Source organism: Edaphobacter sp. (assembly GCF_028283685.1).
Classification (GTDB): domain Bacteria; phylum Acidobacteriota; class Terriglobia; order Terriglobales; family Acidobacteriaceae; genus Edaphobacter.
On sequence record NZ_JAPWKF010000001.1, the window covers coordinates 58,722 to 82,245 of the forward strand.

At 54.5% G+C, this 23,524-nt stretch carries 23 protein-coding genes and 1 pseudogene; 8 read left to right on the forward strand and 16 right to left on the reverse strand.

Translation table 11 applies throughout. The annotated features are described in order from the left end of the window. Positions 1–112: 112 nt before the first annotated feature. The 3 genes from PW789_RS00225 to PW789_RS00235 form a co-directional block, all read right to left on the reverse strand. Positions 113–1,012: a ferritin-like domain-containing protein gene (locus PW789_RS00225; RefSeq protein ID WP_299370049.1), complete on the reverse strand. Its 900-nt coding sequence runs from the start codon at positions 1,010–1,012 to the stop codon at positions 113–115. A 9-nt stretch (positions 1,013–1,021) separates the two neighbouring features. Beyond that, the gene (locus PW789_RS00230; RefSeq protein ID WP_299370051.1) at positions 1,022–1,936 is read right to left on the reverse strand and encodes a ferritin-like domain-containing protein; all 915 of its coding nucleotides are present in this window, start codon (positions 1,934–1,936) and stop codon (positions 1,022–1,024) included. A 289-nt stretch (positions 1,937–2,225) separates the two neighbouring features. Further along, complete coding sequence (locus tag PW789_RS00235; RefSeq protein WP_299370053.1) at positions 2,226–2,738, reverse strand: hypothetical protein; 513 nt, start codon at positions 2,736–2,738, stop codon at positions 2,226–2,228. Between the two features lie 618 nt (positions 2,739–3,356). On the opposite strand from PW789_RS00235, the gene PW789_RS00240 reads away from it, so the two are divergent. Further along, positions 3,357–3,509, forward strand: coding sequence for a hypothetical protein (locus tag PW789_RS00240; RefSeq protein WP_299370055.1), 153 nt, complete (start codon positions 3,357–3,359; stop codon positions 3,507–3,509). A 246-nt stretch (positions 3,510–3,755) separates the two neighbouring features. Here PW789_RS00240 and PW789_RS00245 read toward each other — a convergent pair whose 3' ends face one another. Further along, positions 3,756–7,166, reverse strand: a complete 3,411-nt coding sequence (locus PW789_RS00245) for a TonB-dependent receptor (RefSeq protein WP_299370057.1) — start codon at positions 7,164–7,166, stop codon at positions 3,756–3,758. A 236-nt stretch (positions 7,167–7,402) separates the two neighbouring features. Here PW789_RS00245 and PW789_RS00250 point away from each other — a divergent pair, with 236 nt between their 5' ends. Continuing rightward, positions 7,403–8,797: a hypothetical protein gene (locus tag PW789_RS00250; protein ID WP_299370059.1), complete on the forward strand. Its 1,395-nt coding sequence runs from the start codon at positions 7,403–7,405 to the stop codon at positions 8,795–8,797. A 179-nt stretch (positions 8,798–8,976) separates the two neighbouring features. On the opposite strand, the gene PW789_RS00255 is transcribed toward PW789_RS00250, so the two are convergent. The 3 genes from PW789_RS00255 to PW789_RS00265 are packed head-to-tail and all read right to left on the reverse strand — an operon-like array spanning position 8,977 to position 11,103. Further along, complete coding sequence (locus tag PW789_RS00255) at positions 8,977–9,483, reverse strand: GAF domain-containing protein (protein WP_299370061.1); 507 nt, start codon at positions 9,481–9,483, stop codon at positions 8,977–8,979. A 26-nt stretch (positions 9,484–9,509) separates the two neighbouring features. Continuing rightward, entirely contained in the window at positions 9,510–10,181 is a 672-nt protein-coding gene (gene msrB, locus PW789_RS00260; RefSeq protein WP_299370063.1) for a peptide-methionine (R)-S-oxide reductase MsrB, read from the reverse strand. Next, complete coding sequence (locus tag PW789_RS00265) at positions 10,111–11,103, reverse strand: thioredoxin family protein (RefSeq protein ID WP_299370065.1); 993 nt, start codon at positions 11,101–11,103, stop codon at positions 10,111–10,113. Before PW789_RS00265 ends, msrB begins: the two co-directional genes overlap by 71 nt. 311 nt (positions 11,104–11,414) lie before the next feature. Here PW789_RS00265 and PW789_RS20005 point away from each other — a divergent pair. Further along, positions 11,415–11,534, forward strand: a pseudogene (locus PW789_RS20005) (PIN domain-containing protein); the annotation flags it as partial. A 136-nt stretch (positions 11,535–11,670) separates the two neighbouring features. On the opposite strand, the gene PW789_RS00270 reads toward PW789_RS20005, so the two are convergent. Further along, positions 11,671–12,678 carry an AraC family transcriptional regulator gene (locus PW789_RS00270; RefSeq protein ID WP_299370067.1) on the reverse strand — a complete coding sequence of 336 codons (1,008 nt, stop codon included), beginning with the start codon at positions 12,676–12,678 and terminating at the stop codon, positions 11,671–11,673. Between the two features lie 229 nt (positions 12,679–12,907). Here PW789_RS00270 and PW789_RS00275 point away from each other — a divergent pair, with 229 nt between their 5' ends. From PW789_RS00275 to PW789_RS00290, 4 genes are all read left to right on the forward strand, one after another. Then, complete coding sequence (locus PW789_RS00275) at positions 12,908–14,062, forward strand: aldo/keto reductase (protein WP_299370069.1); 1,155 nt, start codon at positions 12,908–12,910, stop codon at positions 14,060–14,062. 94 nt (positions 14,063–14,156) lie between these two features. Further along, on the forward strand, positions 14,157–14,663 hold the full coding sequence (locus tag PW789_RS00280; protein WP_299370071.1) for a nuclear transport factor 2 family protein: 507 nt from the start codon (positions 14,157–14,159) through the stop codon (positions 14,661–14,663). A 264-nt stretch (positions 14,664–14,927) separates the two neighbouring features. Beyond that, positions 14,928–15,311 (forward strand): flavodoxin, encoded by a 384-nt coding sequence (locus PW789_RS00285; protein ID WP_299370073.1) that lies wholly within the window; start codon positions 14,928–14,930, stop codon positions 15,309–15,311. 36 nt (positions 15,312–15,347) lie between these two features. Beyond that, the gene (locus PW789_RS00290) at positions 15,348–16,343 is read left to right on the forward strand and encodes an aldo/keto reductase (protein WP_299370076.1); all 996 of its coding nucleotides are present in this window, start codon (positions 15,348–15,350) and stop codon (positions 16,341–16,343) included. 154 nt (positions 16,344–16,497) lie between these two features. On the opposite strand, the gene PW789_RS00295 is transcribed toward PW789_RS00290, so the two are convergent. From PW789_RS00295 to PW789_RS00325, 7 genes are all read right to left on the reverse strand, one after another. Beyond that, the gene (locus PW789_RS00295; protein WP_299370078.1) at positions 16,498–16,980 is read right to left on the reverse strand and encodes a lipocalin-like domain-containing protein; all 483 of its coding nucleotides are present in this window, start codon (positions 16,978–16,980) and stop codon (positions 16,498–16,500) included. A gap of 17 nt (positions 16,981–16,997) precedes the next feature. Continuing rightward, complete coding sequence (locus PW789_RS00300; protein ID WP_299370080.1) at positions 16,998–17,993, reverse strand: aldo/keto reductase; 996 nt, start codon at positions 17,991–17,993, stop codon at positions 16,998–17,000. Positions 17,994–18,030: 37 nt separating this feature from the next. Continuing rightward, positions 18,031–18,444 (reverse strand): cupin domain-containing protein, encoded by a 414-nt coding sequence (locus PW789_RS00305; RefSeq protein WP_299370082.1) that lies wholly within the window; start codon positions 18,442–18,444, stop codon positions 18,031–18,033. Positions 18,445–18,489: 45 nt separating this feature from the next. After that, positions 18,490–18,861, reverse strand: coding sequence for a DUF2255 family protein (locus PW789_RS00310; RefSeq protein ID WP_299370084.1), 372 nt, complete (start codon positions 18,859–18,861; stop codon positions 18,490–18,492). A 10-nt stretch (positions 18,862–18,871) separates the two neighbouring features. Continuing rightward, entirely contained in the window at positions 18,872–19,594 is a 723-nt protein-coding gene (locus PW789_RS00315) for a carboxymuconolactone decarboxylase family protein (protein WP_299370086.1), read from the reverse strand. Positions 19,595–19,650: 56 nt separating this feature from the next. Beyond that, on the reverse strand, positions 19,651–19,782 hold the full coding sequence (locus tag PW789_RS00320) for a hypothetical protein (protein ID WP_299371548.1): 132 nt from the start codon (positions 19,780–19,782) through the stop codon (positions 19,651–19,653). A gap of 106 nt (positions 19,783–19,888) precedes the next feature. Beyond that, positions 19,889–20,170, reverse strand: coding sequence for a cupin domain-containing protein (locus tag PW789_RS00325; RefSeq protein ID WP_367182448.1), 282 nt, complete (start codon positions 20,168–20,170; stop codon positions 19,889–19,891). A gap of 379 nt (positions 20,171–20,549) precedes the next feature. On the opposite strand from PW789_RS00325, the gene PW789_RS00330 reads away from it, so the two are divergent. Next, the gene (locus PW789_RS00330; RefSeq protein ID WP_299370088.1) at positions 20,550–21,443 is read left to right on the forward strand and encodes a LysR family transcriptional regulator; all 894 of its coding nucleotides are present in this window, start codon (positions 20,550–20,552) and stop codon (positions 21,441–21,443) included. 265 nt (positions 21,444–21,708) lie between these two features. On the opposite strand, the gene PW789_RS00335 is transcribed toward PW789_RS00330, so the two are convergent. After that, positions 21,709–23,409, reverse strand: a complete 1,701-nt coding sequence (locus PW789_RS00335) for a glycosyl hydrolase family 28 protein (protein ID WP_299370090.1) — start codon at positions 23,407–23,409, stop codon at positions 21,709–21,711. Positions 23,410–23,524: the final 115 nt, after the last annotated feature.

Here is a 23,524-nt window from a genome sequence, read left to right on the forward strand (position 1 = left end):
TCATCTTAGGAATCATTCTTATATCGCAGGAAGATGTGATGCAGATATCGATTCCTGCGTTAGTTGGGCCGGGAAATATCCCGGCCCAAACTGGGTAACGGATGCATAGCTCCTACTTGATCGTACCGTTCATTGCAGCAGGAAAGAATGCGCCTCCTGTACCGGCGGGACCACCGCCATAGACGATGTTCAGAACCTGTGTGGTCGTGCGGGAATAGGTCATTCCGTTTTGATCATTGTCCACGATCGTAGCGGCTCCGCTGGTCACGCTGACGCCAATGTCGTCTGTGCCAGTACCATCGAGCTTGGCTCGTGTCGCGGCGATGGCCTGTGAAGCGGCCTGAGCCGTGGCTCCCGCCTGGAAGATGCGGGTGCGGATCGATGCTGCGTGATACGCCTCCACATTATGAATCCCCACGGCTTTGTCCAGATACGTCTTGTTCGAGATCAGTCCGGCAGCTCCCTGGTAAGCAGTTACGCCCACGTCTTCGAAGATGAAGGCGCCCAACAGAAAGTTCGTCTCACTGGCAAAGGGATCGAACGTCGCTCCCAGTCCCGCAGCACTGGCCAGAGCATTGAAACTGTTGAGCAAATCGATCTGGGGCTGAGCGACAGCCGCTGTTGCTAGCTGGCCTTGCAGAAACGTCACGTGGTTCTGTTCGTCTTTCGCCACTTCTGCAGCAAACTGCTGCAACAAGGGTGTCGTAAACGGAACCTTTGCGTTAGCCTTCACCGTAACCGCTCCACCAGCCGCGCCGTTACCTCCTTTTGTGGAGATACCAATCTCGTCCAGCGTCATTCCCGTCGTGGCGATCGTGTAGAACTGCGCCTCAAGGAACTCAAGATTTAATGCGAAGTTGAGGATGTCTGCATCTGTTACCGTGGCCGCCTGGGCAGAGGCCTTCTTATTGAGCGCAAGACCAACCAATGCAGCTCCACCCATAAAAACCATTGACCTCCGCGAAGAGGCTTTGGTCTCTGCTACGCCGTTGTATTCATTTTCAAAGCTCATCACACTCTCCTAGGTAGCCGATGCCGTAATGGTCCCGTTAAGTCCATTGGGGAAAAAGCCTCCACTTTTAACCACACCTGCCGTCGCATTGAGATAGACGATGTGCAAGACCTGATCGGTGGTTCGGCTATATGAGATAGAGTTCGAATCCGCAGCCACGATTGCCCCTGCTGACAAAGTCGTCTCCGCTCCACCGCCAGCCTTTGCACGCAGTGCGGAGATCTGGTTCGCATACGTGATGTACGGAACATCCAGTTGTGTCAGCAACGTGCGAATCTCGCCCGCATGGTACGCCTCTGTCGCAAGAATGCCGGCCGCGGCGGCGAGATGTGTTTTATCCGTCAACAGGCTTGCGGCGCCGTGGTAGGCCGTCACGCCAACATCTTCAAAGACAAATGCACCGACGACAAAACTGTCTTCATCGGCGAAGGGATTGAAGGTAGGCCCTATCCCAGCCGCCAGCGCCGCGGCGTTGAAGCTGTTTGTGAGATCGATCGCCGGCCTGCTAACGGCGGCTGAACCCAGGGCCGAACGCAGAAACCGAACGTGGGCCAACTCGTCGTTAGCGATCTCCATTGCATACTGCTGAAGTGCTGGGGTCTTGAAGGGGACCTGAGTTCCCCCGGTTACTGCGCCGGCAGAGGTTCCGGCGTCGGTGCTGGAAAGTCCCGAACCAGTGACGGCCCGCAGATAATACTCTGCCTCAAGGTACTCGAGGTTCAGAGCGAAATTAAGAATATCCGTATCCGTTACCGTCGTAGTAGCCGGTGGAGTCGTCGTCGTTGTCGTGCCCGAGGATGCCGTGTCACTGCATCCACCTGTCAGAGACAGTATGGCTGTTGCCCCTGCCCCTGTTCCTGCCACATCTAAAAATCTGCGGCGGGATAGACTTCGCTTGTACAGCATGTCCTCAAGGTTTCCCACGATACCGATCTCCTTTGCAGTGCAGTCACCAGCGCTACAAATTCAGTACGTCAGACATGACCTATCGGATTTCAATATTCTCAAACACTCATTAGTATGGTCGTTTAGAGCTAATATTCCAGTTTCGGATACCATCTGCAGTCCATCGGACAGAGTCTGCGCTGATGTTTTCCTGAGATCGCTGGATCGTTGCCCACAAAGCCGTCTTACAACTCGGGAGGACGGAGGGCAGCAGCAGGCAACGCCCAACCATAGTGCTCATCGTCATGGATGATGCTGGGGATCGACGCTACCAGGTCTCTTCTGCAACGACATGCGGAGGACCTGCCTTGCCATCTACAGCCTCTGTCTCAACCACAAGTTCGAAGTTCTCTGCATCTTTCACCCCGCCGATCGCGATTTTAAAGACCATTGGCGAGGTCAGCACCTCACCGGCGGCTTGCGTGCCCTGCGAAGAGATGCCCGCGATGATCCTCGCGGGTTCGCCAGTCAGCGAGCTATGGAACTTTGCGACGATACCGTAGTCGTGCTGGATTCTCTGATGCGGCGTCGTAATATCTACCGACCACGACCGCTTGCCATCCTTGGAGACGATCTGGCCCGCCCGGCCATCTGCTGACTCTTCAAAGCGGAACGGCAGATCGTTATTCAGTCGCATTGTCCACGCATTGTCGAGCGCACCAATGTAGACTGCCGGTCCCGTTAGGAGTTCCGAGAAGCTGATCTCCGAACTCGACGCCAGCCAATACTTCAGATTCTCCAGTCGACCTGCGACGCGTGAAGCAATTGACGCGTGAAGCAATTGTTGTGTCTTCGATGGAGAGGTTCGGTGCAACAGACACATCGCTTGGACGGCTAGGCACACCTGGAATCGTCGTATGTCAAATGACAGGCATCACGATGATTGCACTTCTGGTGCTGCCTAAAAAGTCGGTCCAGAACCGGCCCATATCCGTCGCCTGGTTGTGACGTATTAACGGATATCCCAGGAGCGCAACTATCAAGAGCGTTGCCGCAAGATAAGCAGCGTTTTTCCATGGGTTCCGTGGGGGACGCATCTCCGGTGAAGCGACGGCAGGAACGTCAGCCACTAGCAATGAGGGGGGTACAGTTTGTTTTGCCGAAGCAATTGCCGCAGCCAATGGTTCCTCGAACCCGACGGCAGATGGAATCTTGGTGGATGTTTGTCTCGCCACGACATCTGCTGACCGGCGAAATACCGAAAGGTAGGTCCTAGGAGGAAGCTCGATACGAATTTCTGCGCAGATCAAAACTGCACCCCGCTCAAGCCAGTCTTCGCTCGATGCCTCCGTCCTTCACGTGCGCCCAGAGGACCCTGCTGCGCTACATTTGCGGGGCGTAGCGGAGAAGATGTCACAGCTGCTCTACAAATTTCCAGATAAGGCTCGATGCGTTCAATGTGCTGAATCATGTCAACCTGCAGTTCCCGACGACGTCGCTTACAGTCACGGTGCCGGGTAACACGCCGGTGTTCAACAGTGCCAGCTTCGGCCAGATCACTTCGGCGCAGCCAATGAGGGTGATGCAGATCGTCGGTCGCATCAATTTCTAAAGTAACCAGCTAAATAACGGGGGCACATCATACAGACGGAGGATGTGGCCCCTTACTTTGGGGCAAGCACTCCATCCCGCTTTCATCGGACCTCAGCACGTGGAACGGGCGACACCAAGCTGGCCACGATGAGGGGATTGTTCGCAGGATGCCAGCGCAGCTGACGAAGATGGCCATCGGCGGTTGTCGGTTGCATTTTGAAATGCAGATGCGCGCACGCCTCACACAGAGTCGTGCGCGCGGTTGTCAGAAGAGCAGCTTGGCGCCAAACTGCAATTGGCGGGGCGTATTTGCCTGCGAGGTAATCTGGCCAAAGCTGGTGGAGCTTACGTTCGTGTTTGGAGAACCAAACTGCACGTGGTTGAAGGCGTTGAAAGCTTCTGCGCGTAGTTGAATTGACGTCTCCCGGTAAGGATGAAACTCCTTGAAAAGGGAGAAGTCTGTTGTAACCAGCCTGTGAGTCAGAAGACCGCTCAGGTAGGCGGGTGCGTTGCCGAGGGTGAAGGCGGCGGGTTGCGAGAAGGCACTCGTATTGAAGTACTGGTTGAGCCGGTCGTGGATGTCTCCCGAGAGGGAAGGTTTGGTTCCATTCCAGTTGGCATATTCCATGGGGTTTCCCAGACCCGAGACGTTGCTTGCGGTGATCTGCAGGGGGCTGCCGCTCTGGATCGTAGTGATGCCGTTAACCTGCCACCCACCGATCAACGTATCGAGGGTGCGGTTCATGTTGCCGCCGAAATGCCGGCCTCTCCCCACAGGTAACTGAGCAATATAGCCTGCAACAAAGCGATGAGGCATGTGCTGGCTGGCCACAGCATAGTCTGCCGATGGGTTGTAGCTATCCTGATGCGAGACGTTCGTGTCGTATGACTTTGAGAAGACATAGGATGCGTTGATCTGCACACCGTGGCCCATTCGTTTGTCGTACTTGATCTGCAGGCCGTCGTACTTGGTTTGCGCACCTGGCAGGAAGAGCGGTTGAACGCTGGTGAACTGCGGGTACGGACGCAGCAGTTGTCCGCGGGAAATCTGTGGCGCCGCAAGTGTTCCCGACTGAATGACGCCATAGAACGGATTGCTGACGAGATCGTTCAGGTGGGAACCGAGCGAGAGGGCTGAGGTTGGCAGCTGGTTGAAGTCGATTCCGCCTTCGCGACTTTGTTGCAGCTTCAAGGCGTGATTGCCTGCGTATCCGATCTGAAGATGTGAATCCCATGGAAGTTCGCGATCGATATTGAAGCCATATTGCTCGACGTAAGGAGTGACGGTGTTCCGGACGAAGGCCTGGATCTGCCCGCCAACGCCGGTTGCCAGTCCGCCTGCGGCTCCGGGAGGAGGCTGGAAGCCGCTTGGAAAAGGATTGTCAAGTGTGTCGTATGGTGTGATGCCGTCAACGGAACCAACCCAGGTGTTCTGCACACGGAAACCAAATGGGCCGACCGTTCCCTGAGCTGCCTGTGGAGATGGAGCATAGAGGATGCCGAAGGCTGCGTGAATGACGGTCTTGTTGTCGACCTGATAGGCGAGTCCTAGACGCGGTGCAATGTTGTTCGCGTCGTAGTTGAACTGATGTCGGTCTCGTCCGTCGACGCCGACAAAGACGAGTCCTCCGCGAAGATTGCCGATCCCCGAGGCGCCGGCCAGAGGTGAGGCTGCGTTGGGATCGAAGTAATTGATACGATTGAAGCGCTCAGTACGCGGTGTCTCCAGGTCGTAACGGACACCGTAGCTGAGGGTCAACCTCGGTGTCGCGCGCCAGTCATCCTGCGCATAGAAGCCATAGTAGAAGTTCTGCGAGGCGACGTCCTTGAAGTTCTGAATCAGATCACCGCTGCCTGTGCCCAGCAGCAGGGACGCGATGCTGTTGCCAGCGGCGACACTTGCCGTGTTCGGATCCGGCCCCTGCGTAAATCCGGACGTGAAGCTGAAAGAGCCGGAGGTATCGCGTGTCTCTCGCGTGTTGTTCCGGATCATGCGCGCGTCGAGGCCGAACTTGAATGTGTGGCGTCCATGCACCAACGTGAGGCTCTGCGGAAGGCTATAGGTCATGAAGGCGCTATGCCGGTTGTCAGGGTTGCCAAGCTGAACGTAGTTCGAGGCCGCAAAGACGGGAAACGCGGGAAGACCTCCACCGGTGTTGAGCGAGGAGGGTAGTCCCAGGTCAGAGGCCTGGAAGCCGAGACTTGTATTCAGGTAGTCGTACAGGGTGCGGGAGAATCCTAGGCGTACGTCATACAGAAGGTTGGCGGTAGGTGCGATGGTATAGCCCACGACGAAGTTGCGCATCCAGTCGCGCTGTTCCGTCCTGTTTTCGGCCTGACGGATAGGGCTGGGAAAGAATGGCTGCGGGTTGTCGTCGTAAAACCGGTCGGAATATCGTCCGAAGAGCGTCTGCTGATGAGAGAGGTTACGGTCGATGCGTACGTCCCAGCTATCGATGCGTACGTCCTCGGTCGTCGAGGCGAAGTAGTTGTTCGTATTGGTCAGGGCCGTGCCCGGAATGTTGGGCTCGGGGTAATACTGCATGGCATTTCGCGCCACCGCATTCAATCTCGATGCTGGAATGACATTGCCGGGGAACTGGTCACGAATATATCCGTTGCCACTGGGATTGCGACGGGTTGAGAAAGGATCGTAGATGCGAACCTGGGCCCCGGATGAGGTGAATGTTTGCGAGAAGTCTCCCTGGCGCTGCAGAAGCGTGGGGACGGTTGTGGTGGTCTGAATGGAGCTGCTCTGACGGAGCAGTTCAGTGGAGAGCAGGAAGAACATCTTCTCTTTCTGGATAGGTCCGCTTAACACACCGCCGAACTGATTCCTCTGGAAGGCGGGTAAAGGACTGCGATTCCGGTTAGAGAAAAAGTTGTTGGCATCAAGGGCGGAGTTGCGAGCGAATTCGTAGAGCGTGCCGTGGAATCCATTTGTACCACTCTTGAAGGCCGTGTTCAGGATGCCACCGAGACTGCGGCCATACTCCGCCGGATAGTTCTGCGAGAGAATCCTGAACTGATTGATCGCGTCGACGGAGGGAAAGACGCTGATTCCGGAGTTGCCGTTAGGGGTAGGAAATCCACCCGGAATTCCATCCACCAGGACCTCGGTATATCCCTGGCGGCTGCCGTTCATTGAATAGCCTACGGAATTGTAGTTATTGCCGACCGATCCGGCGAACCCGGGCGTCAATGCGAGTAGAGAGTAAGGATTGCGCGAGTTCAGGGGCAGGTTGCGGATCTGAGGTCCGGTGACGACGCTGCTCATGGTTGCGTCCGAGTTCTCGACCGCATTGTTGTCCGTAGAGACCGACACGGTGCTGGTGGTGCTTCCGGTTTCGAGAGTGAAATCGCGGTTGGATTTCTGTCCGACATCGAGCGCGACTCCAGCTTCAACGGCAGTGGCGAAGCCGGGAGCGGTGACAGCAATTTTGTAGGTGGCGGCTGGGAGATTCAGAATGATGTATTCCCCGTTCGTGCCCGTACGCTGGGAGCTGCTGACATTGGTCTCTGTGTTTGTTGCAGTCACTTCGGCATCCTGAATCATTGCTCCAGAGCGATCACGAACCACTCCAGCGATCGACGCATTGACGGCTTGCGCCAGAATGCCGACCGGGCAGAGAATCATCGCGCTCCAAAGAACGAGCAGACGTTTCAACGAAAACATAAGGCTCTCTTTCAAAAATGATGGGAAATGATGCCCCGTCCTCGGGTTTGCTGGGCAGGGCTTCGTGGAGCATAGCGACGTGAGGGAGGGGAGCATATCCGTTTCACTGTGAATCGTAAAGTTGGCGAGTAAGGCTTTTAATTTGTGGCGTTTACCATTCGTAAACCTGGCGGTGTTGCAACTGTTAAACGGGCTGCATTCATTGTTCTTTCATCAAAAAAGCCTAGATTGACATCATGGCAACAGCCCCGGCTCCCCCAAGTGCTGAAGCACGGCGGATCGTGTCAGATTGGCGCTGGCTATTGGCAAGACGAATTGCCCGCTCACGCACGTTTGCCCGCTCCGAGCAGTTGCCCCGTCTTCTGTTGCATGTCTGCAAGATGAAGCTTGCCGGCAGAGATCAAGAATTAAGTGAGCAGCAGATAGGAGTGGCGATCTTTCGTCGCGCACCGGGATATGATCCCGGTGTCGATGGGATCGTCCGTTCTCACGCCACACGTCTGCGGCATAAACTAGATGCTTATTTTTCTGAAGAGGGAGCAGAGGAACAGGAGCGGCTCGAGATTCCCCGGGGTGGATACACGCCACATTTTTATCGGAAAGAAATGGCTGCAGTCCCAGTTCAAGTATCTGTATTGGAAGAGCCAGAGGTTGTTTTGCCTGAACCGGCGAAACAGCGAAGAAGCCGGCTCGCAAAAGAGTTTCGTGCGGACCGCATGCTGTATGTCATCGCCTTTTTTCTGTTGATACAGGCGGCTTTTCTTATTGTTGCCTGGAGGTATGTAAGGGCGAAGCGAGAAAGACCCACTGTGGTGCAGACTTTAGCCAATCGGTCTCCTACAGTCGCTCGTTTCTGGAGTACGCTATTTACTCCTGAACGGAGGACTATTGTCGTTACCGGGGATAGCGGTCTTGTAATGTACGAAACGTTGGTCTCCAACGACGTCACGCTAACCGAATATCTGAGCGGAGAGTATCGTGATCCTGCCCATAGTTCGGCTCCAAGAACTTCTCAAGTCAGCCGGGAGTTTCTGATCAGTTTGGCAAATAGACCATATACCAGTACGGCAGATGCTCAACTAGCGGCAGGCTTCGCTCATCTGCCTGAGTGCAATCAGCCCAATTGCGAGATCATCTCTGCCAGAAATCTGAGGCCGTCCGATGCGGAAAATTCAAATCTGATTCTCCTTGGGTCTCGTCAAGCGAATCCATGGATTGCCATGGTTGAACCGCAGCTCAAGCTTGTTCTCAAAAAGAGAGAGGCTCCTCTCAGAGGATCGAACTCGACCTACGGTTTTGAAAACCGGAACCCGCAACCTGGGGAAGCCGAGCTCTATACCGCCCGAAAGGGAGAAGGGAACTTGGGGGGATCAGAGACTTACGGCCAAGTGGCTTATCTACCGAACCCCAGCGGCAAAGGGAAGATTCTTGTTCTGGATGGAATTTGGAATTCAGGCACCCTTTCGGCGGGAAAATTTGTTCTAGAGAACGAGGCATTTGCAAAGTGGCTTGCATCGATCGAGCACCCGGATGGAAAGATTCCATCCTTCGAATTGCTCCTTGAATCGAGGGATATTCAAAATAATCCAGCCAGGACGCGGATCGTTTCCAGCCGCACCATCACTCCTTAAATCCATCGACGATACAGAAGGTGGTTGCAGTGCCAATAGGCGTTCTGTGTATTTATGACGCCGATGGGACATGGAGAAATGGACTCTATATCTTGTAGGACATTAACCAGATCCGCAGGATAAGGGGCATTTGCAGAAGTCTGCACTGCGGGGCCGCCTTCAACCCCGGCTGCAGAAATCTACCATTGGCATTTTGCTGCTGAAGACAGACCTTCATTCCGCTCAATAAAAGCGCCAACGATGGCCGCGCACTCTTGGAGGAACTCTTTATCTTGAACCGAGAACGCTGCAGCGTCGTGGCTGTCGATGTCGATCTCACCAACTACAGCGTTCTTTGCACGTACAGGTACAACAATCTCGGATCTCGTCTCCAGCGAACAGGCAAGATACCGTGGGTCGGAGTGAACGTCGTCCACGATCACCGTCTCGTTCTGCGCTACAGCAGCACCGCAGATTCCCTGGCTCACAGGAATACGTACATGTTCGGTAGGCGCTCCGCGAAACGGCCCCAGGACAAGCATCTCCGAATCATTGGGATCGAGCATGTAGAAGCCCGTCCAGTTGTAGTAGGACAGGCGCCGCGGAATGATCTCGACGATGAAGCTCTGCAACGATGCAAGACTCGTCGCTGACTCCGCAAATGTGCTTACTTCGAAAAGGATCTCGGCGAAGGTGTTCTCGGACATATCTCTACTCTGCGCTTCTTGAGGCGTTAGGCGAATTTCACGAATTTAAGAGCTACTGAGTTCATACAGTAACGCAGACCCGTCGGTCTTGGACCGTCATCGAAGACATGCCCAAGATGCGCATCGCAGCGCCTGCATGAGACAGCTGTGCGCTCCATCCCCAGGGTCATGTCGCTGTTTTCTCGAACATTTTCTTTGGCGATAGGCTGCCAGAAGCTCGGCCATCCCGTGCCCGATTCGAACTTCGTCTCAGAGCTGAAGAGCGCGGTATCACAGCAGATGCAGCGATAGAGCCCCTTGTCGTGGAGATTCCAGTACTGGCCGGAGTAGGCACGTTCCGTGCCAGCCCGCCGTGTGATCTCAAACGCAGCGGGAGACAGTTGCTGCTTCCACTCTGTATCGGATTTCACGATGAAAGGCAGGGTGACTGTATCTTCCTTCTGCCCCAACTGCGAAAACTCTACGATCTTCACCTGCTTCGGGCCACTACTCTTTGCCTCGATAGGCTTGGTCCCGTATCGAAGATATAAGCTAACCACCGTCGCTGCACTGCCACCAGCGATAAGGAACGCTCGTCGACTGATTCTGCCATCCTGGTTTTCAATCATGATGTCCTCCAATTGCCCCTCATCCGAAGGTGAAGGAAAAAGCCTGTACTCCCGGGTCCAGAAACTCAATGACAAAGGTGTGATCGGCAACAACCCCCTTCTGCCGTACCAGTTGATATAAGCGGTGTTCCGTTACGGCACCGTTGCCTTGCGCATCCGTATCCACTCCATGATTCACTCCCGGAGCCTGTCCATCGATAGTCACGCGAAAGCGAACAGGCTTTCCATCAATAGTTGGACCAAGTACAAGATGCAGATCGCGTGCATGGAAGCGAAAGACGATCTTCCCTCCGGAGGCTCCGAGCACAGCGACCTGCCTATGATCCAGCCATTTGCCCGCAATACCCCACTCGTTCAGTAGAAGATGATTCGGCTCGGTATAAAGCTGCTCCATATCCTGCTTGATGCCGCCGGGCGATACAAAATGGTCTGCACGTGCATAACCGATATAGGTCTCAGGTGAGCGAACGTCGTTCATATCGGCAGCAGCTTGAGCGCCCTCGCCGTGAACACTGACCGTGCTGGCTGCCATCGGCTTCGCGTTCGCTTCTTTCAGCAATTCCTGTATCCACTTCTCTGACTGGTCATACTCTCCCTCGCCAAAGTGCTCGTAGCGAACCTTTCCTTTGGCGTCGATGAAGTAGTGAGCAGGCCAATACTGATTGTGGAAGGCTTTCCAAATGCCGTAATTATTGTCGAGCGCGACGGGATACGTGATACCAAACTTGTTCACGGCCTTCTGCACGTTCGGCAGCAGCTTCTCAATATCGAACTCCGGCGTGTGAACGCCAATCACTACTAATCCGCTGTCCTTATACTTGTCCGACCACGCACGAACATAGGGAATGGCGCGAATGCAGTTGATGCAGGAATAATCCCAGAAATCGACGAGAACGACCTTTCCTCTGAGCTGCTTCGCGGTCAAAGGCGTAGAGTTGATCCAGCCTGTCGCACCAGACAACCCGGAGAGCGGGGAGCTTCCAATAATGCTCGGCGGCTCCTGCGATCTCATGGGGCTCGAGATCATTACTACACAGACGAGAAGCGCAGCAACTGCAGGCACAAAAAACGGCCTCTTCTTTATCCGGTAAGAAACTGTGAACATCTGCTTTGGCCCTCCAGCAGGCCATATCGGCTAAGTATAGTGAGGTACAAACCCGTGCTCGGCGACGTCGGATCATTAGACACACCGGAAGAGAAAAAGGTCACAGAACTCCGCATTGCTCAAAATAAAGCGAAACAGCTCTTTCACGAAGTTGAAGCACGTGGGCTGATCCGTGACGGCATCCCGGAGAGGAAGAGATCGTCGCAGAGTTCAAACAGATGCGTCGCGGAAGAAAGGTTGCCTATCTGCGGCAGCGTCTGCGGGGCAGGGATGAGGAGGACTGGCCAGTCCTAGCGACGGCCCTGTCTCTGTCCTGTGCAATTTGGACGGAGGATACCGACTTCTTGGAACAGGAGTTGCAGTTTGGACTTCGGATCGAGTTGAAATCTTTCTCAAAGAACAATCCAAACCTGATGACGACGGGATGCGCTTTTGCCGGTACTGATGTATCTGCTGCAACAACACGAGTGACGATCACATCACTTTTGTTGACCGATGTGTTTCCCGCCAGTCGCTTGGCGGCATACCCTCCCAATTACGGAAAGCACGTCCGAAAGAGTTGGGATCTTCAAAGCCCAACAAGTAGGCTGCTTCGTTCAACTCCAATGCCGAGTTGCTGAGGTAGTAACGCGCCATTTGATGACGTGCTTCGTCCAAGACGCGCTGAAAACTCGACCCCGAATCCTGGAGCCTCCGTTGTAATGTACGAGGGCCCATGTGGAGAACTCTCGATATGGCGTCGATCGAGGGACGATGGCCTGTAAGCTTGTCCTGGATCGTGCGACGCACAAGCTCCAAGAAACTGTCCTCTTCCTTGTACTGTCGCAACTGTTCCTCGAACTGCGGCGCTAGTAGATCGAGGAGCTCCGCGTTTCGCGTGACGAACGGCTTCGTAGCGTCTGCCGCACGAAAAACAATCACATTCCGTGGAGCGCCCATGACAATATCGCAGCCAAGGCTGCGCTCTATCTGGCGAAGATTCGAGCGCTGCTGGACGTATTCGGCTCTAAGCGGGTTTACCGCAGCGCCGATTCCATGTCGAGCAAGAGAGCGCATCCACGAGAAGCAGTAGTCGGTGAGGCTCGATGGCTCATTATCAACGGCGAGCAGCCAACGGAAGCCGACGGTGAATTCAACTTCGTCGAGTTCGACAAGAATCTCTTCTGGTGCGGTCAGTTTCTTATACCGGGCCATGTGTTCTGAAGCTGCTACGAGGTTTTCGGTCGAGAGAGCGGCAATCGCCATGGGGTGGAAGCGTTCGGTCTTTGTCTCTACCCCCAGCTTTACACCGATGAGCGGGTCGGAGCTCACCTGGTCGATTGCACGCCAAAGTGCAAAGAGCTCTCCTGTGGAGACAAGCACTCGTGTTTGCTGGAAGAGGTCGCGCGGAAGACCCGCCTTACGGAGCACGGCGGGAACGGATACACCCAGTTCCTCCAGCTTGACAGCGAGACGTCCCGGAACCCGGAAATGCTTAAGCATCACTCACTCTCCTATTCCAACGATATCGAAGTGTACCCGAGCCGTGCCATGCAAAAGGCGTCATGGTAACGGCGAAAGGCGTCAATTTCCATGATTACAGATTGTCGTGATTTGCAGGAATGTTGTCGTGCCCGGCAGGGCCGACCTGTGGCAGTGGCCTTAGTTTTAGAGCAGTAGTTGAGGTGGACGTCCCGATTAGCCTCGCCCAAACCCGATGAGAGCTCAAATTATGCGCAGTATCGACAATAGCGATATGAAAATCAGCATCGACCGTCGCTCATTCCTAGGCATCACTGGAGCTGCTGCAGCCGCGACTCTTGCAGGCGTGCTTTCTACTCCGGCGGTTGCCGAGCCAAACACGCAAGCGCATGTAAGTGGGCGGCGCAAGCTGGGTTCGCTCGAAGTCTCGACCGTGGGTCTTGGTGTCCAGAACATGAGCCGTAAATACGAGACGACCGTGCCGTATCGTCCGGAGATGATCGACATCATTCGGGCAGCCTACGATCATGGCGTTACGTTTTTCGATACGGCCGAGGCTTATGGACCTTTTGAATGCGAACGGATTCTCGGTGAAGGCATCGCGCCATTCCGCAATAACGTTGTGATCACATCGAAGTTCGGTTGGAACATAGACCCTGATACGGGGCGGTTTCAAATGGGGCTCAACAGTAAGCCTGATCACATCAAGAGAGCCGTTGAGGGGATGCTTAAGCGTCTCCGGACAGATCGAATCGATCTCTTATATCAGCACCGTGTCGACCCTCAGGTTCCGATTGAAGATGTGGCTGGAGCGGTCAAGGACCTCATGTTCGAGGGCAAGGTTCTGCACTGGGGCCTTTGTGAGATGGGGCCGAACACTCTGCGTCGAGCGCACGCGGTGCTTCCGGTCACCGCCGTGCAGAACGAATATTCAATGCTCTGGCGCGGACCGGAAGAGGTTGTTATCCCAATGTGCCAGGAGCTAGGTATCGGGTTTGTGCCATGGAGCCCGCTGGGTGTGCAGTTCCTGACTGGAGCCATCGACGAAAACACTCGTTTCGCCCCCGGCGATATTCGCGCGGCAGAGCCGCGATTCTCACCGGAAAACCTGAAGCACAACCTTGAGCTCGTAAACCTGGTCAAGAAGTGGGCTGAACGGAAACAGGCCGCTCCCGTCCAGATTGCGCTCGCTTGGTTGTTGGCGCAAAAGCCGTGGATCGTGCCGATCCCAGGCACAACGCAGATGGCGCACATGATTGAAAATGTCGGCGGCAGCTCGGTTACGTTCAACCAGGATGAACTCAAGGAGCTGAACGCGTCGGTATCCAGTATTCAGATTCAAGGGAAACGTCTGCCGGACGGGGTACTCGCGCTTTCGGGCGTCGAAGCGCCGCCGAAATCCTAAGTGCAGACTTATTCTTATATCCGCGTAGCGTGGCTGATCAGCCGCACTGCTTTGAATTGCTCCGCAGATTAACCACACATATCGAGGGAGAGCCATGAAAACCTTAATGTTAGGTCTGTTTCTATCGACACTGATTGTGCAATCGTCCTACGCACAGCAATCGCCAGCACCTCCAACGGAAACGATTAAAACTGCCGCGAGTCATACACCCGAACAACAAGAAGTCATCAACCTCTCAAACATGAAGTGGGATTGGATGGCTGATAAGAAGGTCGATTCGTTAGAGACACTATTCGATGACAAAGCCATGTTCACTCACATGGGTGGGACCTGGGGGAAAACCCAGGAACTAGCCACCATCAAGAGCGGTGGCATCTGGTACAAGAAGGCTTTCGTTTACGCCGTTGACGTTCGCATATTTGGTAACACGGCTGTCGTGCTTGAAGATATGGATTTGCAGGCAGTAGTCGGTGCGCACGAAGTCACCAATCCCTTTATGGTGACCGAGGTTTACAGCAAGGAAAACGGCAAGTGGAAGCTTGCTCAACTCACGTTTTCGCATCTGCTTAGGCCAGTCAAAGTGAATAGCGATAAGAATTAGCCACCGAGGTTGAAAGACAGATGAGACGAAGAGATGCCCTGTTCATGATCGCCTTGGTGGTGTTTTGTCTCCTGACCGGGGCCGCTGCGGCGCAACAACGGCCAGCGAAAGGCCAGGGCTGCCCGCGGAGAAGAAGATTCTGATCGTTTATCTGTCTCGAACGAACAACACCAAGGCCGTCGCGGACATCATCCACGAAAAGGTTGGCGGCAAACTGTCTCGCTCGAATTGCAAACACCGTATCCGGCGGACTATCACGCCACTGTGCAGCAAGTCGTCCGCGAGAATGAGACCGGCTATCTGCCGCCTCTCAAGACAGTGATCGACGGATCGAATCAATACGATTTCGTCTTTGTCGGCTTTCCAACTTGGGATATGAAGCTGCCGCCTCCGATGAAGAGCTTCCTGCGTCAGTACAGTTTCCGTGGGAAGACAATCATCCCGTTCAACTCCAATGGCGGATACGGCCCAGGGAGCACCTTTCAGACCGTGCGAGAGCTGTGTCCGCAAAGCACCGTGCTGGAGGGATTCTCCACTCGGGGAGGATTGGAAAGAGATGGACAACTCCTCGCCATCAAAGATGCCAGGGCAGAAGAAGTCCGCAAGGAAGTAGAAAGCTGGCTAAAGACAATCGGGATGCTCAAGTGAAGCGTTTCATAAATGCAGTAGGAAGGGTGAATAATCATGGTGAAAAGAACCTTAGGAAATAGCGGCATTGAAGTCTCAGCCTTGGGACTCGGTTGCATGAGCATGACCTCGGCCTACGGCCCTGCCGCCGATAAGGGCGAGATGATCCAACTGATCCGGTCAGCTCACGACAAGGGAATTACCTTTTTCGATACGGCCGAAGCTTACGGGCCGTTCGCAAACGAGGAGTTGGTGGGGAAGGCTCTGGAGCCAATCCGCGAACAGGTTGTGATTGCTACGAAGTTTGGCTTCGATATCGATCCTGAGACCGGCAAGCGCAGCCCTGGCACGAACAGCCGTCCCGACCACATCAAGGCTGCGGCTGAGGCTTGCCTGAAACGGCTTCGTACAGACAATATCGACCTCTTCTACCAGCATCGCGTCGATCCCAACGTGCCGATCGAGGAAGTCGCCGGTGCGGTAAAGGATCTGATTGCCGAAGGTAAGGTGAGGCACTTTGGTCTGTCGGAGGCGGGCATAGGCACCATCCGCAAGGCTCACGCCGTGCAGCCGGTCACAGCGCTGCAGAGTGAATACTCGCTTTTCTGGCGCGGACCAGAAGACGATGTTTTACCCGTGCTCGAAGAGCTTGGTATCGGCTTTGTTCCGTTCAGCCCTCTCGGTGCCGGCTTTCTGACTGGACAGATCGACGAGAACACGAAGTTCGACCCGAGCGACTTCCGCAATCACGTGCCTCGCTTCTCGCCTGAGGCTCGCAAAGCGAACATGGTGCTCGTACATGCCGTGCAGGCAGCAGCACAACGCAAATGTGCAACTCCAGCGCAGATCGCTTTAGCGTGGTTGTTGGCGCAGAAGCCGTGGATCGTTCCCATTCCTGGCACCACGAAGATTTCACGGATGGAAGAGAACCTGGGAGCGGTCGATGTACAGTTGACGGAGGTCGACCTCCAGCAGATTGAAGAAGCCACTTCGAAGCTGTCGCTCGAGGGTACTCGCCTGCCAGATGCCATGCTCAAGATGACCGGAATCTAGGTATCAGTAGTCCGATGCAGAAGGACAAGCCAGTTCGGCTGGAGTCAATCAGTGAGCAGGCCTACAAAGCATTGAAGTAAAGCAACTCGCCGACGAGTGACGAAAAGCTGTGCCACCCGATGGTTTTGCATGTTTCCACGTACGGACATACTGCCTAATAGTGTTCCCAGGTAACGGACCAATGCTCTGCGGGGTTTGTTGAACGGATGATCAAATGGCCATCGTTGCTGAACTGGTAGAAACGCGGCAAATCTCTGCTGACCAGGCGATCTCCGGTGACAGAGCCCAGCACGTGATGCGTGATGGTGTGCTTCGCTTCATCCACGTCATAGCTGCCGAAGGAGGCCTCGTACCCATCCTGAACATACTCGTTGGATTTGGTGTTTGAGGACTTTGGATACATCAGCTGGACTGACATGTGTCCATCGCGCGTGTAGATGAGCATGCCTTTGGGCTGCGGTTCCGAGACCGGTTTGCCCGCGGGATTGGGTGAGTCGATATGTGTGAGATGCCACGCCCCAACGAGCCGAGACTTTGCCGAAAGCTTACCGGAAGTTGTTTCATGGGGTGCCTGAGCATGAATGAGGTAAGGCGTTGCCATGATCGCAAACAGTGCCAAAAAACGAGGTGCCTTCATACCTTTCCTCCTGCCGCTTATCGACCGACGAGTCGTGCGTGAAATGCTGGATAGCGTGCGCCCTCAAGCTTGACCCCTGCGGTCGCTTGTTCCAATGCGGCGACCTCTGTTTCGGTAAGTTCGACTGCCACAGCTCCAAGATTTTCCTCAAGTCGATTGAGTTTGGTGGTTCCTGGGATGGGAACGATCCAGGGCTTCTTCGCGAGCAGCCATGCAAGGGCAATCTGAGCCGTTGTGACATCCTTTTGCGAGGCAAAATCTGTCAGCAAATCCACAATCGCCTGATTTGTCTTGCAGTTCTCCTCGCTGAAACGCGGGACGCTGCTCCGGAAGTCTGTGGAATCAAACTTAGTGTCCGCATCGATCTTTCCCGTCAGAAACCCTTTCCCAAGCGGGCTGAAAGGAACGAATCCGATGCCGAGTTCTTCCAAAGTCGGAATGACATCCTCTTCAGGCTCTCGCCACCACAGAGAGTACTCGCTCTGCAAAGCCGTTACCGGCTGAACAGCATGTGCACGGCGGACCGTCTGTGCGCTGGCTTCGGAGAGGCCAAAGTGTTTTACTTTGCCTTCCTGAATCAGGTCCTTCACTGTTCCTGCGACGTCTTCGATGGACACATTCAGATCGACACGATGTTGGTAAAAGAGATCGATGGCATCGACCTTCAATCGCTTCAGAGAGGCTTCCGCTACTGCGCGAATATGTTCGGCCCTGCTGTTAAGCGCCGTCCACTTGCCGCCATCATTAGGGTTCGCCTCCCAGCCGAACTTTGTTGCGATGACAACCTTGCCGCGAAAGGGAGCTAACCCTTCTCCGACGAGTTCCTCGTTCAGGAGTGGCCCGTAGACCTCCGCCGTATCGAAAAATGTGACACCCCGATCGACAGCTGCGTGCAGAAGGGAGATCATCTCCAGTTTGTCCTTGGGAGCGCCGTAGGACCAGCTCATTCCCATGCAACCAAACCCAACTTCAGACACTTCGAGACTGCTATTGCCAAGCTTTCTTGTTCGCACTCTTCACACCTCTGCCGTAACCGGCATCTACCAATTGTTAAGCCCGGATGGAGCTAGGCTTTATGTACTGCTCGTCGGTGACCTTCTCCAGCCAATCGGCGACCTTCCCGTCCTGCGATTCGGTCACTGCGATGTGCGACATGCCAGTTGTAGGAGTTGCACCATGCCAATGTTTCTCACCGGCGGAGAACCAAACGGAATCTCCGGGATGCACCTCTTCTACAGGTCCGCCGTCGCGCTGTACCCAGCCACAACCAGAAGTAATGAGGATGGCCTGTCCGAGAGGATGGGTGTGCCATGCCGTGCGAGCACCAGACTCGAACGTCACATGGCCTGCGGAAGAACGTCCAGGCTCTTCAGCCTTGAACATCATGTCTACGCGCACGGAGCCGGTGAAGTATTCCTCCGGTCCTTTGGCTGAGGGTTGTGTGCCGACTCTTTGAATCTTCATATCATCTCCTTGTTGCGCTTGCTGCTCTTGTACATGCCTTCGAGACTATGCAGGTGTAATCTCGACAGTGGCTGAACGTGCCCTGTCTCCAAGCATCGGAGCAAGATATGGGCTCTTGCTGTACTTTGCTTTGTATGCCACGTCGATGCGTTCTTGATCGGTGTCGCCCAGCAACTTGAATACGACGTCCTTTGTCAGGCCCCCGGCTGTGATGCGTCCTGCTTTTTGCTCTCGTGCAGCCTGGTACCAGGAGGACACCTGCCCGTTATAGGCACGAACGTAGAGGCTTCCATCTACTACGACGGACCAGATCCAGGTCGGCGTGCCGAGTGTCTTTCCATCCTTGCGATATGGAGAGATATGCAGGTCATCAGTGGATGCGATCTTATCAAGCTCTTCCGTCGTCCAGTTGCTCATGGGGTACTCCTTACTTTGGGCGCTTTTCGAGAACGTCCTTCACCACCGGGGCGGCGGAGAACGCATTGGGCCATCCAGCATAGAACGCGACGTGCGTAACAATCTCGCCTGCTTCGACTGCCGTCAGTCCGTTGTCCATCGCGCGACCGAGGTGGTACGGAATCTGTGCTGACTGCCCCGAGGCGATGAGAGCACTCACCGTGATGAGACTACGGTCCCGCGGCGCCAGAGCAGGCCGAAGCCACAGATCAAGGAACAACAGGTCTGTCGTGTTTTGCACCAGCCCGGGAGTCGTTGCCGCAAGATTAGCCACGACTGTAGTCGCTCGCTTATCCTCGGCTTCCTGATTCAGAGGAAGCGGCTTGTCTTTAGCAGGCGGCAATTGTTCCTGTTTGACGCCTCTCTTATTAAAGACATCCTTCGCAACCGATACCGCTGACATCGCGTTCGCCCAACCGGAGTAGAAAGCAAGATGCGTGATCGTCTCGGAAAGTTCACCCGGTTTCACACCGTTGTCGAGAGCAAGAGCGAAGTGAAAGGGCATCTCGATTGTTTGAATCCTCGCGATCAACGCCGCTACGGTTACCAGACTGCGGTCTCGCGCCGATAGCTCTGTGCGCTTCCACAATCCGTTCAGCAAAGCGCCCTGTGTATATGCTTCGAGCGCCGGGGAGACCGAGCGAACGTCATCCAGGCTGAGGACTCCGTGGGGCAAATGTCTGTTATCGGGCATGTTTTTATCCTTTGCAATGATTCGAGGTGGATCGCATAGCGATAACGTAATTAGGGCTAGGTCTCTTGTAGAGCTGGCTCGCTTTTGCTTTGATTTCGGGCTCGTAGACTTTGTGGCTTCCAATTCGCAGAGGGCACCTCTTCGAAGGCGACCGAAACCGACTCTTCTCCGTAGTGAAGGGTTCTCATCACACTTTGTGTAATCGCTGCGCTCAACTCTCTCTTCTAGTCCGCCGACTTTCCTGGCCAGAGTTTGACGATGACGTGCGGCATGTTTGCTCCTCCTGATCAGTATTCACTTCGAGCTCAGGTACTGACTGTCTGTGACGGGTTCGAGCCAGTCGACGTTCTTTCCATTGCTCAACTCCTGGATGGAGATATGCGTCACTGTTGTGGACGCTGTCGCGCCGTGCCAATGCTTCGCGCTCGCCGGAATCTGAATTACATCGTCTTTATGAATCACACGGCGCGGCTGTCCCCACTCCTGAACCCATCCCTCGCTATCGGTAACGATCAGCACCTGCCCAAGAGGGTGCGTGTGCCAGTTCGTCCGAGCTCCGGGTTGAAAGGTGACCAAACCACCCGACGTACGACTAGGAGATAAAACAGCAAACAGACGCTGTACTCGTACAGAACCAGTGAAGGAAGAAGCTGATCCGCTGGAAACTTTCTGGTCGTTTGAGGCGATGATCGCCAAGTGTTCAGCAGGGCTGCTTAACGCCGTTTGCGCATTTATGCTTTGAATCATTCCAGGTAACACAAGAACGGCAGTGATTCCGGTTAGGGCCCAACGCTGCCTCGGTGTCCATAAGCCGAGGCCTTTTATCGGTGTATGCGGCATTCGTGCAGGTTCCAGACTTAGCGTCGCCTCATGAACCCCCATGCTTAATTAGATACCCAGAGAGTCGCTTTCGAATCGCGAGATACTTGCATACGCTTGTGAGTAAAATTCACAAATGATGTCTGCCGATCTATCGTCACTCTCGACGTTCGTTTTGGTTGCGGAAGAACGAAGTTTCACTCGCGCAGCGAAACGCCAAGAAACCTCGCCATCTGCTGTCAGTCATGCGATGCGAGCCTTGGAGGAGCAATTAGGCGTGCGACTTCTCGCACGTACAACGCGAAGTGTGTCGTTAACAGAAGCCGGGGAACAGCTTCTCCAGCGCTTGAGACCGGCCCTTGCCGAAGTGGCAGAGACCCTTGAAGACATCTCCGGCAAGAGAGACAAGGCGGCGGGTCGTCTCCGCTTGCTTGTTCCTAGGCTTGCTATTCGTTCAGTTCTCGCGCCAAAGCTCGGTGAGTTTCACCGCGAGTATCCGGACATTACGCTCGATATTGTGACGGACGATAGCCGCAGAGATATCGTTGCGGAGGGTTTCGATGCTGGGATCCATTTTGGCGAATACATCCAGAAAGACATGATTGCGCAACGAGTCTCCTCGGACCATCGACCCGCGATCGTTGGCTCGTCATCATATTTCAAAACGCATGCTAGGCCGAAGCTCCCGCGGGATCTCTTGAAGCATCAATGCATCAATTTTCGTCATGGCTCGACTGGCCTGTACCGCTGGGAATTTGAGAAAGGTAGGAAATCCCTCTCGGTTGGCGTGCATGGGCCTCTCATCGTAGACGACTTGGCATTGGTGATCCAGGCTGCGCTTGATGGTGTTGGGCTTGCTTTTATTACCGAGCAAGAAGTTGCTGATCAACTCGCGAACGGGAAACTGATTCGTGTCCTGCAGGACTGGTGCCAACCGTATCCCGGCTTCTATCTTTATTACCCAAGCAGACGACAGCAAACCGCTGCGATGGCTGCACTGATCCGGGTTCTTCGGGTGACAGGCCCTTGAAGTCGGCATGTCGGTAGTGTCGTTTTAGAAATTATTTGTCGTATTTTTTGGTGATAAGTGTCGTAAAGACGGCCTGAGCACCTAATTTGATTACAGATTCCGGCGTGCTGGAGACCTTCCATGAGGCCAGATCAACAGAGGGTTTTTGGGGAAACGGGTGCATCAGGCTAAGGGGCTTGGGCAGGGAAGTGGAAGATTGGATTTGCACAGCGGCGGCAGCAGCAGCTCCTTCGCCGACGGGGCGGCTTCGTACTACCCGGCTGGTTCACTTCGTCTCTTTCTGAGAAACAACTAAATTTGACCCAGCGACGGTGGCAGCGCTTGAAGAGACATCACTGGTCATACTGACGGCATTGGTGGCCTTGCGGAGATCATTTTCGGTAAGCAAAATATCGTCCGTTATCGCTCCGCTGAGTGCAACGTATGCTGGTACACCCGCAGGTGCACGTCCTGTGCGAAGCCACGCAGTACGAGTATCGTGGAGAGCAATGACCGCAGATCCCGTGCCATGCTGGGGCACACGCAGCCCACTAATTTCCAGATCGCTTACATCGTCGCATTGAATCGCGGGACGCTCTTCGCTTGTCAGCGTCTCGAAGACAAGATCGCGTAGACGCAATCCGTGTACGTGTCGCGCATAAAGACCATAGCTCGGAAGGCGTCCGAACATTCGCGCTTCAGGATAGGCAGGAACCTGCTCTGGGACCTTACGTGTTGCCCACTCATGTTTTCCCGGTTCTTCCGTTTGAATATGAATATTTGAAAGAGTTACATCCTCGATGTTGAAATCCGGTATGCCCGTGATGGAGTTTGTCAGGATAGAACCTGTTGCATGAATATCGCTGAGCATGACTCCTTTCATCCAACCAGCACGACCATCGGGATTCGGCGTTCGATTGCCAAGGCGGAGGAAGATCGGAGTTCGTGTGCGTTGCATACGAATCCCCGTCATTACAATGCCCTCCGCCCAGCCTCCATCCACAACCTCAATCGCGATCCCTGCGATGACTCGTTCAGAATAATCGACCTCATTATTAAAGATGATGGAGTTGCTGAAGAGTACATTCTCAAAACCGCCATGACCGGCAGTACCGAATTTGAAGCCGTTGCAGCAGCTGGAAAGCATGCAGTTGGTAACGGTAATGTTGCGCGTAACAATGTTCTCCGTAGAGTACGGATTATGAACTTCGCTCTTCAGGCAGATGGCATCATCGGCTGTATCGATGAGCGCGTTGGCGATACGAACGTTGGAAGAGTTACTGATGTCGATGCCATCAACGTTTGGCCCGGCAACGGGGTTTTTGATCGCAATGCCGTCAACAACCACGCCATCGCAGTTGATAAGCCGCATGGTCCAGCCGGAGGAGTTCTCAATCCTCACCTGTTCGACACGCAAACGTTTGCAGGAAACAAACTCAAGCATTGGTGAGACACGTGGAAGAGGCTTGAAATCATACGTTGCTACATCCCTCCAATGCTCTTCAACAGGAAGTTTGGAACGGCCGGAGGGCACCCAGAAGGATGGCCCCTGACCGTCGATCTTCCCCGGGCCAGCCAGGGTGACATCTTCGGCATCTCGAGCGAATATCAGATGCAGTTGTCCAGCATCCGAATGCGGCGACGGGCCAGGTTGAGGTGTGTAGTCAGAAACATTCTTGCTGCCAAGTAGTACTGCACCAGCTTCAAGATAGAGCGTCACGCGGCTTTCGAGAATGATGGTGCCGCAAAGATACGTGCCCGCGGTAACGTAAACCGTTCCGCCTCCCTGAGCGCTGGCTTTGTGGATGGCGGTATTGATAGCCACGGTATCGAGCGTTTTGCCGTCGGCTTTTGCCCCAAACGACTGCGGGAGCAGAAAGGGGATCCCCTGCTCAGCAGTTTCCTTAAATGAGCTACGAGTCTCTGAGGAAGAAAGCGCACCGAAGATCCCAGCCCCAAACATCTGTATAGCGTTGCGTCGTTCCACACTCATCTCCTTGAATAACAATCTGTCTTGTTTGTATTGATGAGAGGCAGAGATGAAAACGTGGCCGCATCTCTTCTGACACTACTGCCTCACATGCGTAATTGGATCGGCAAGC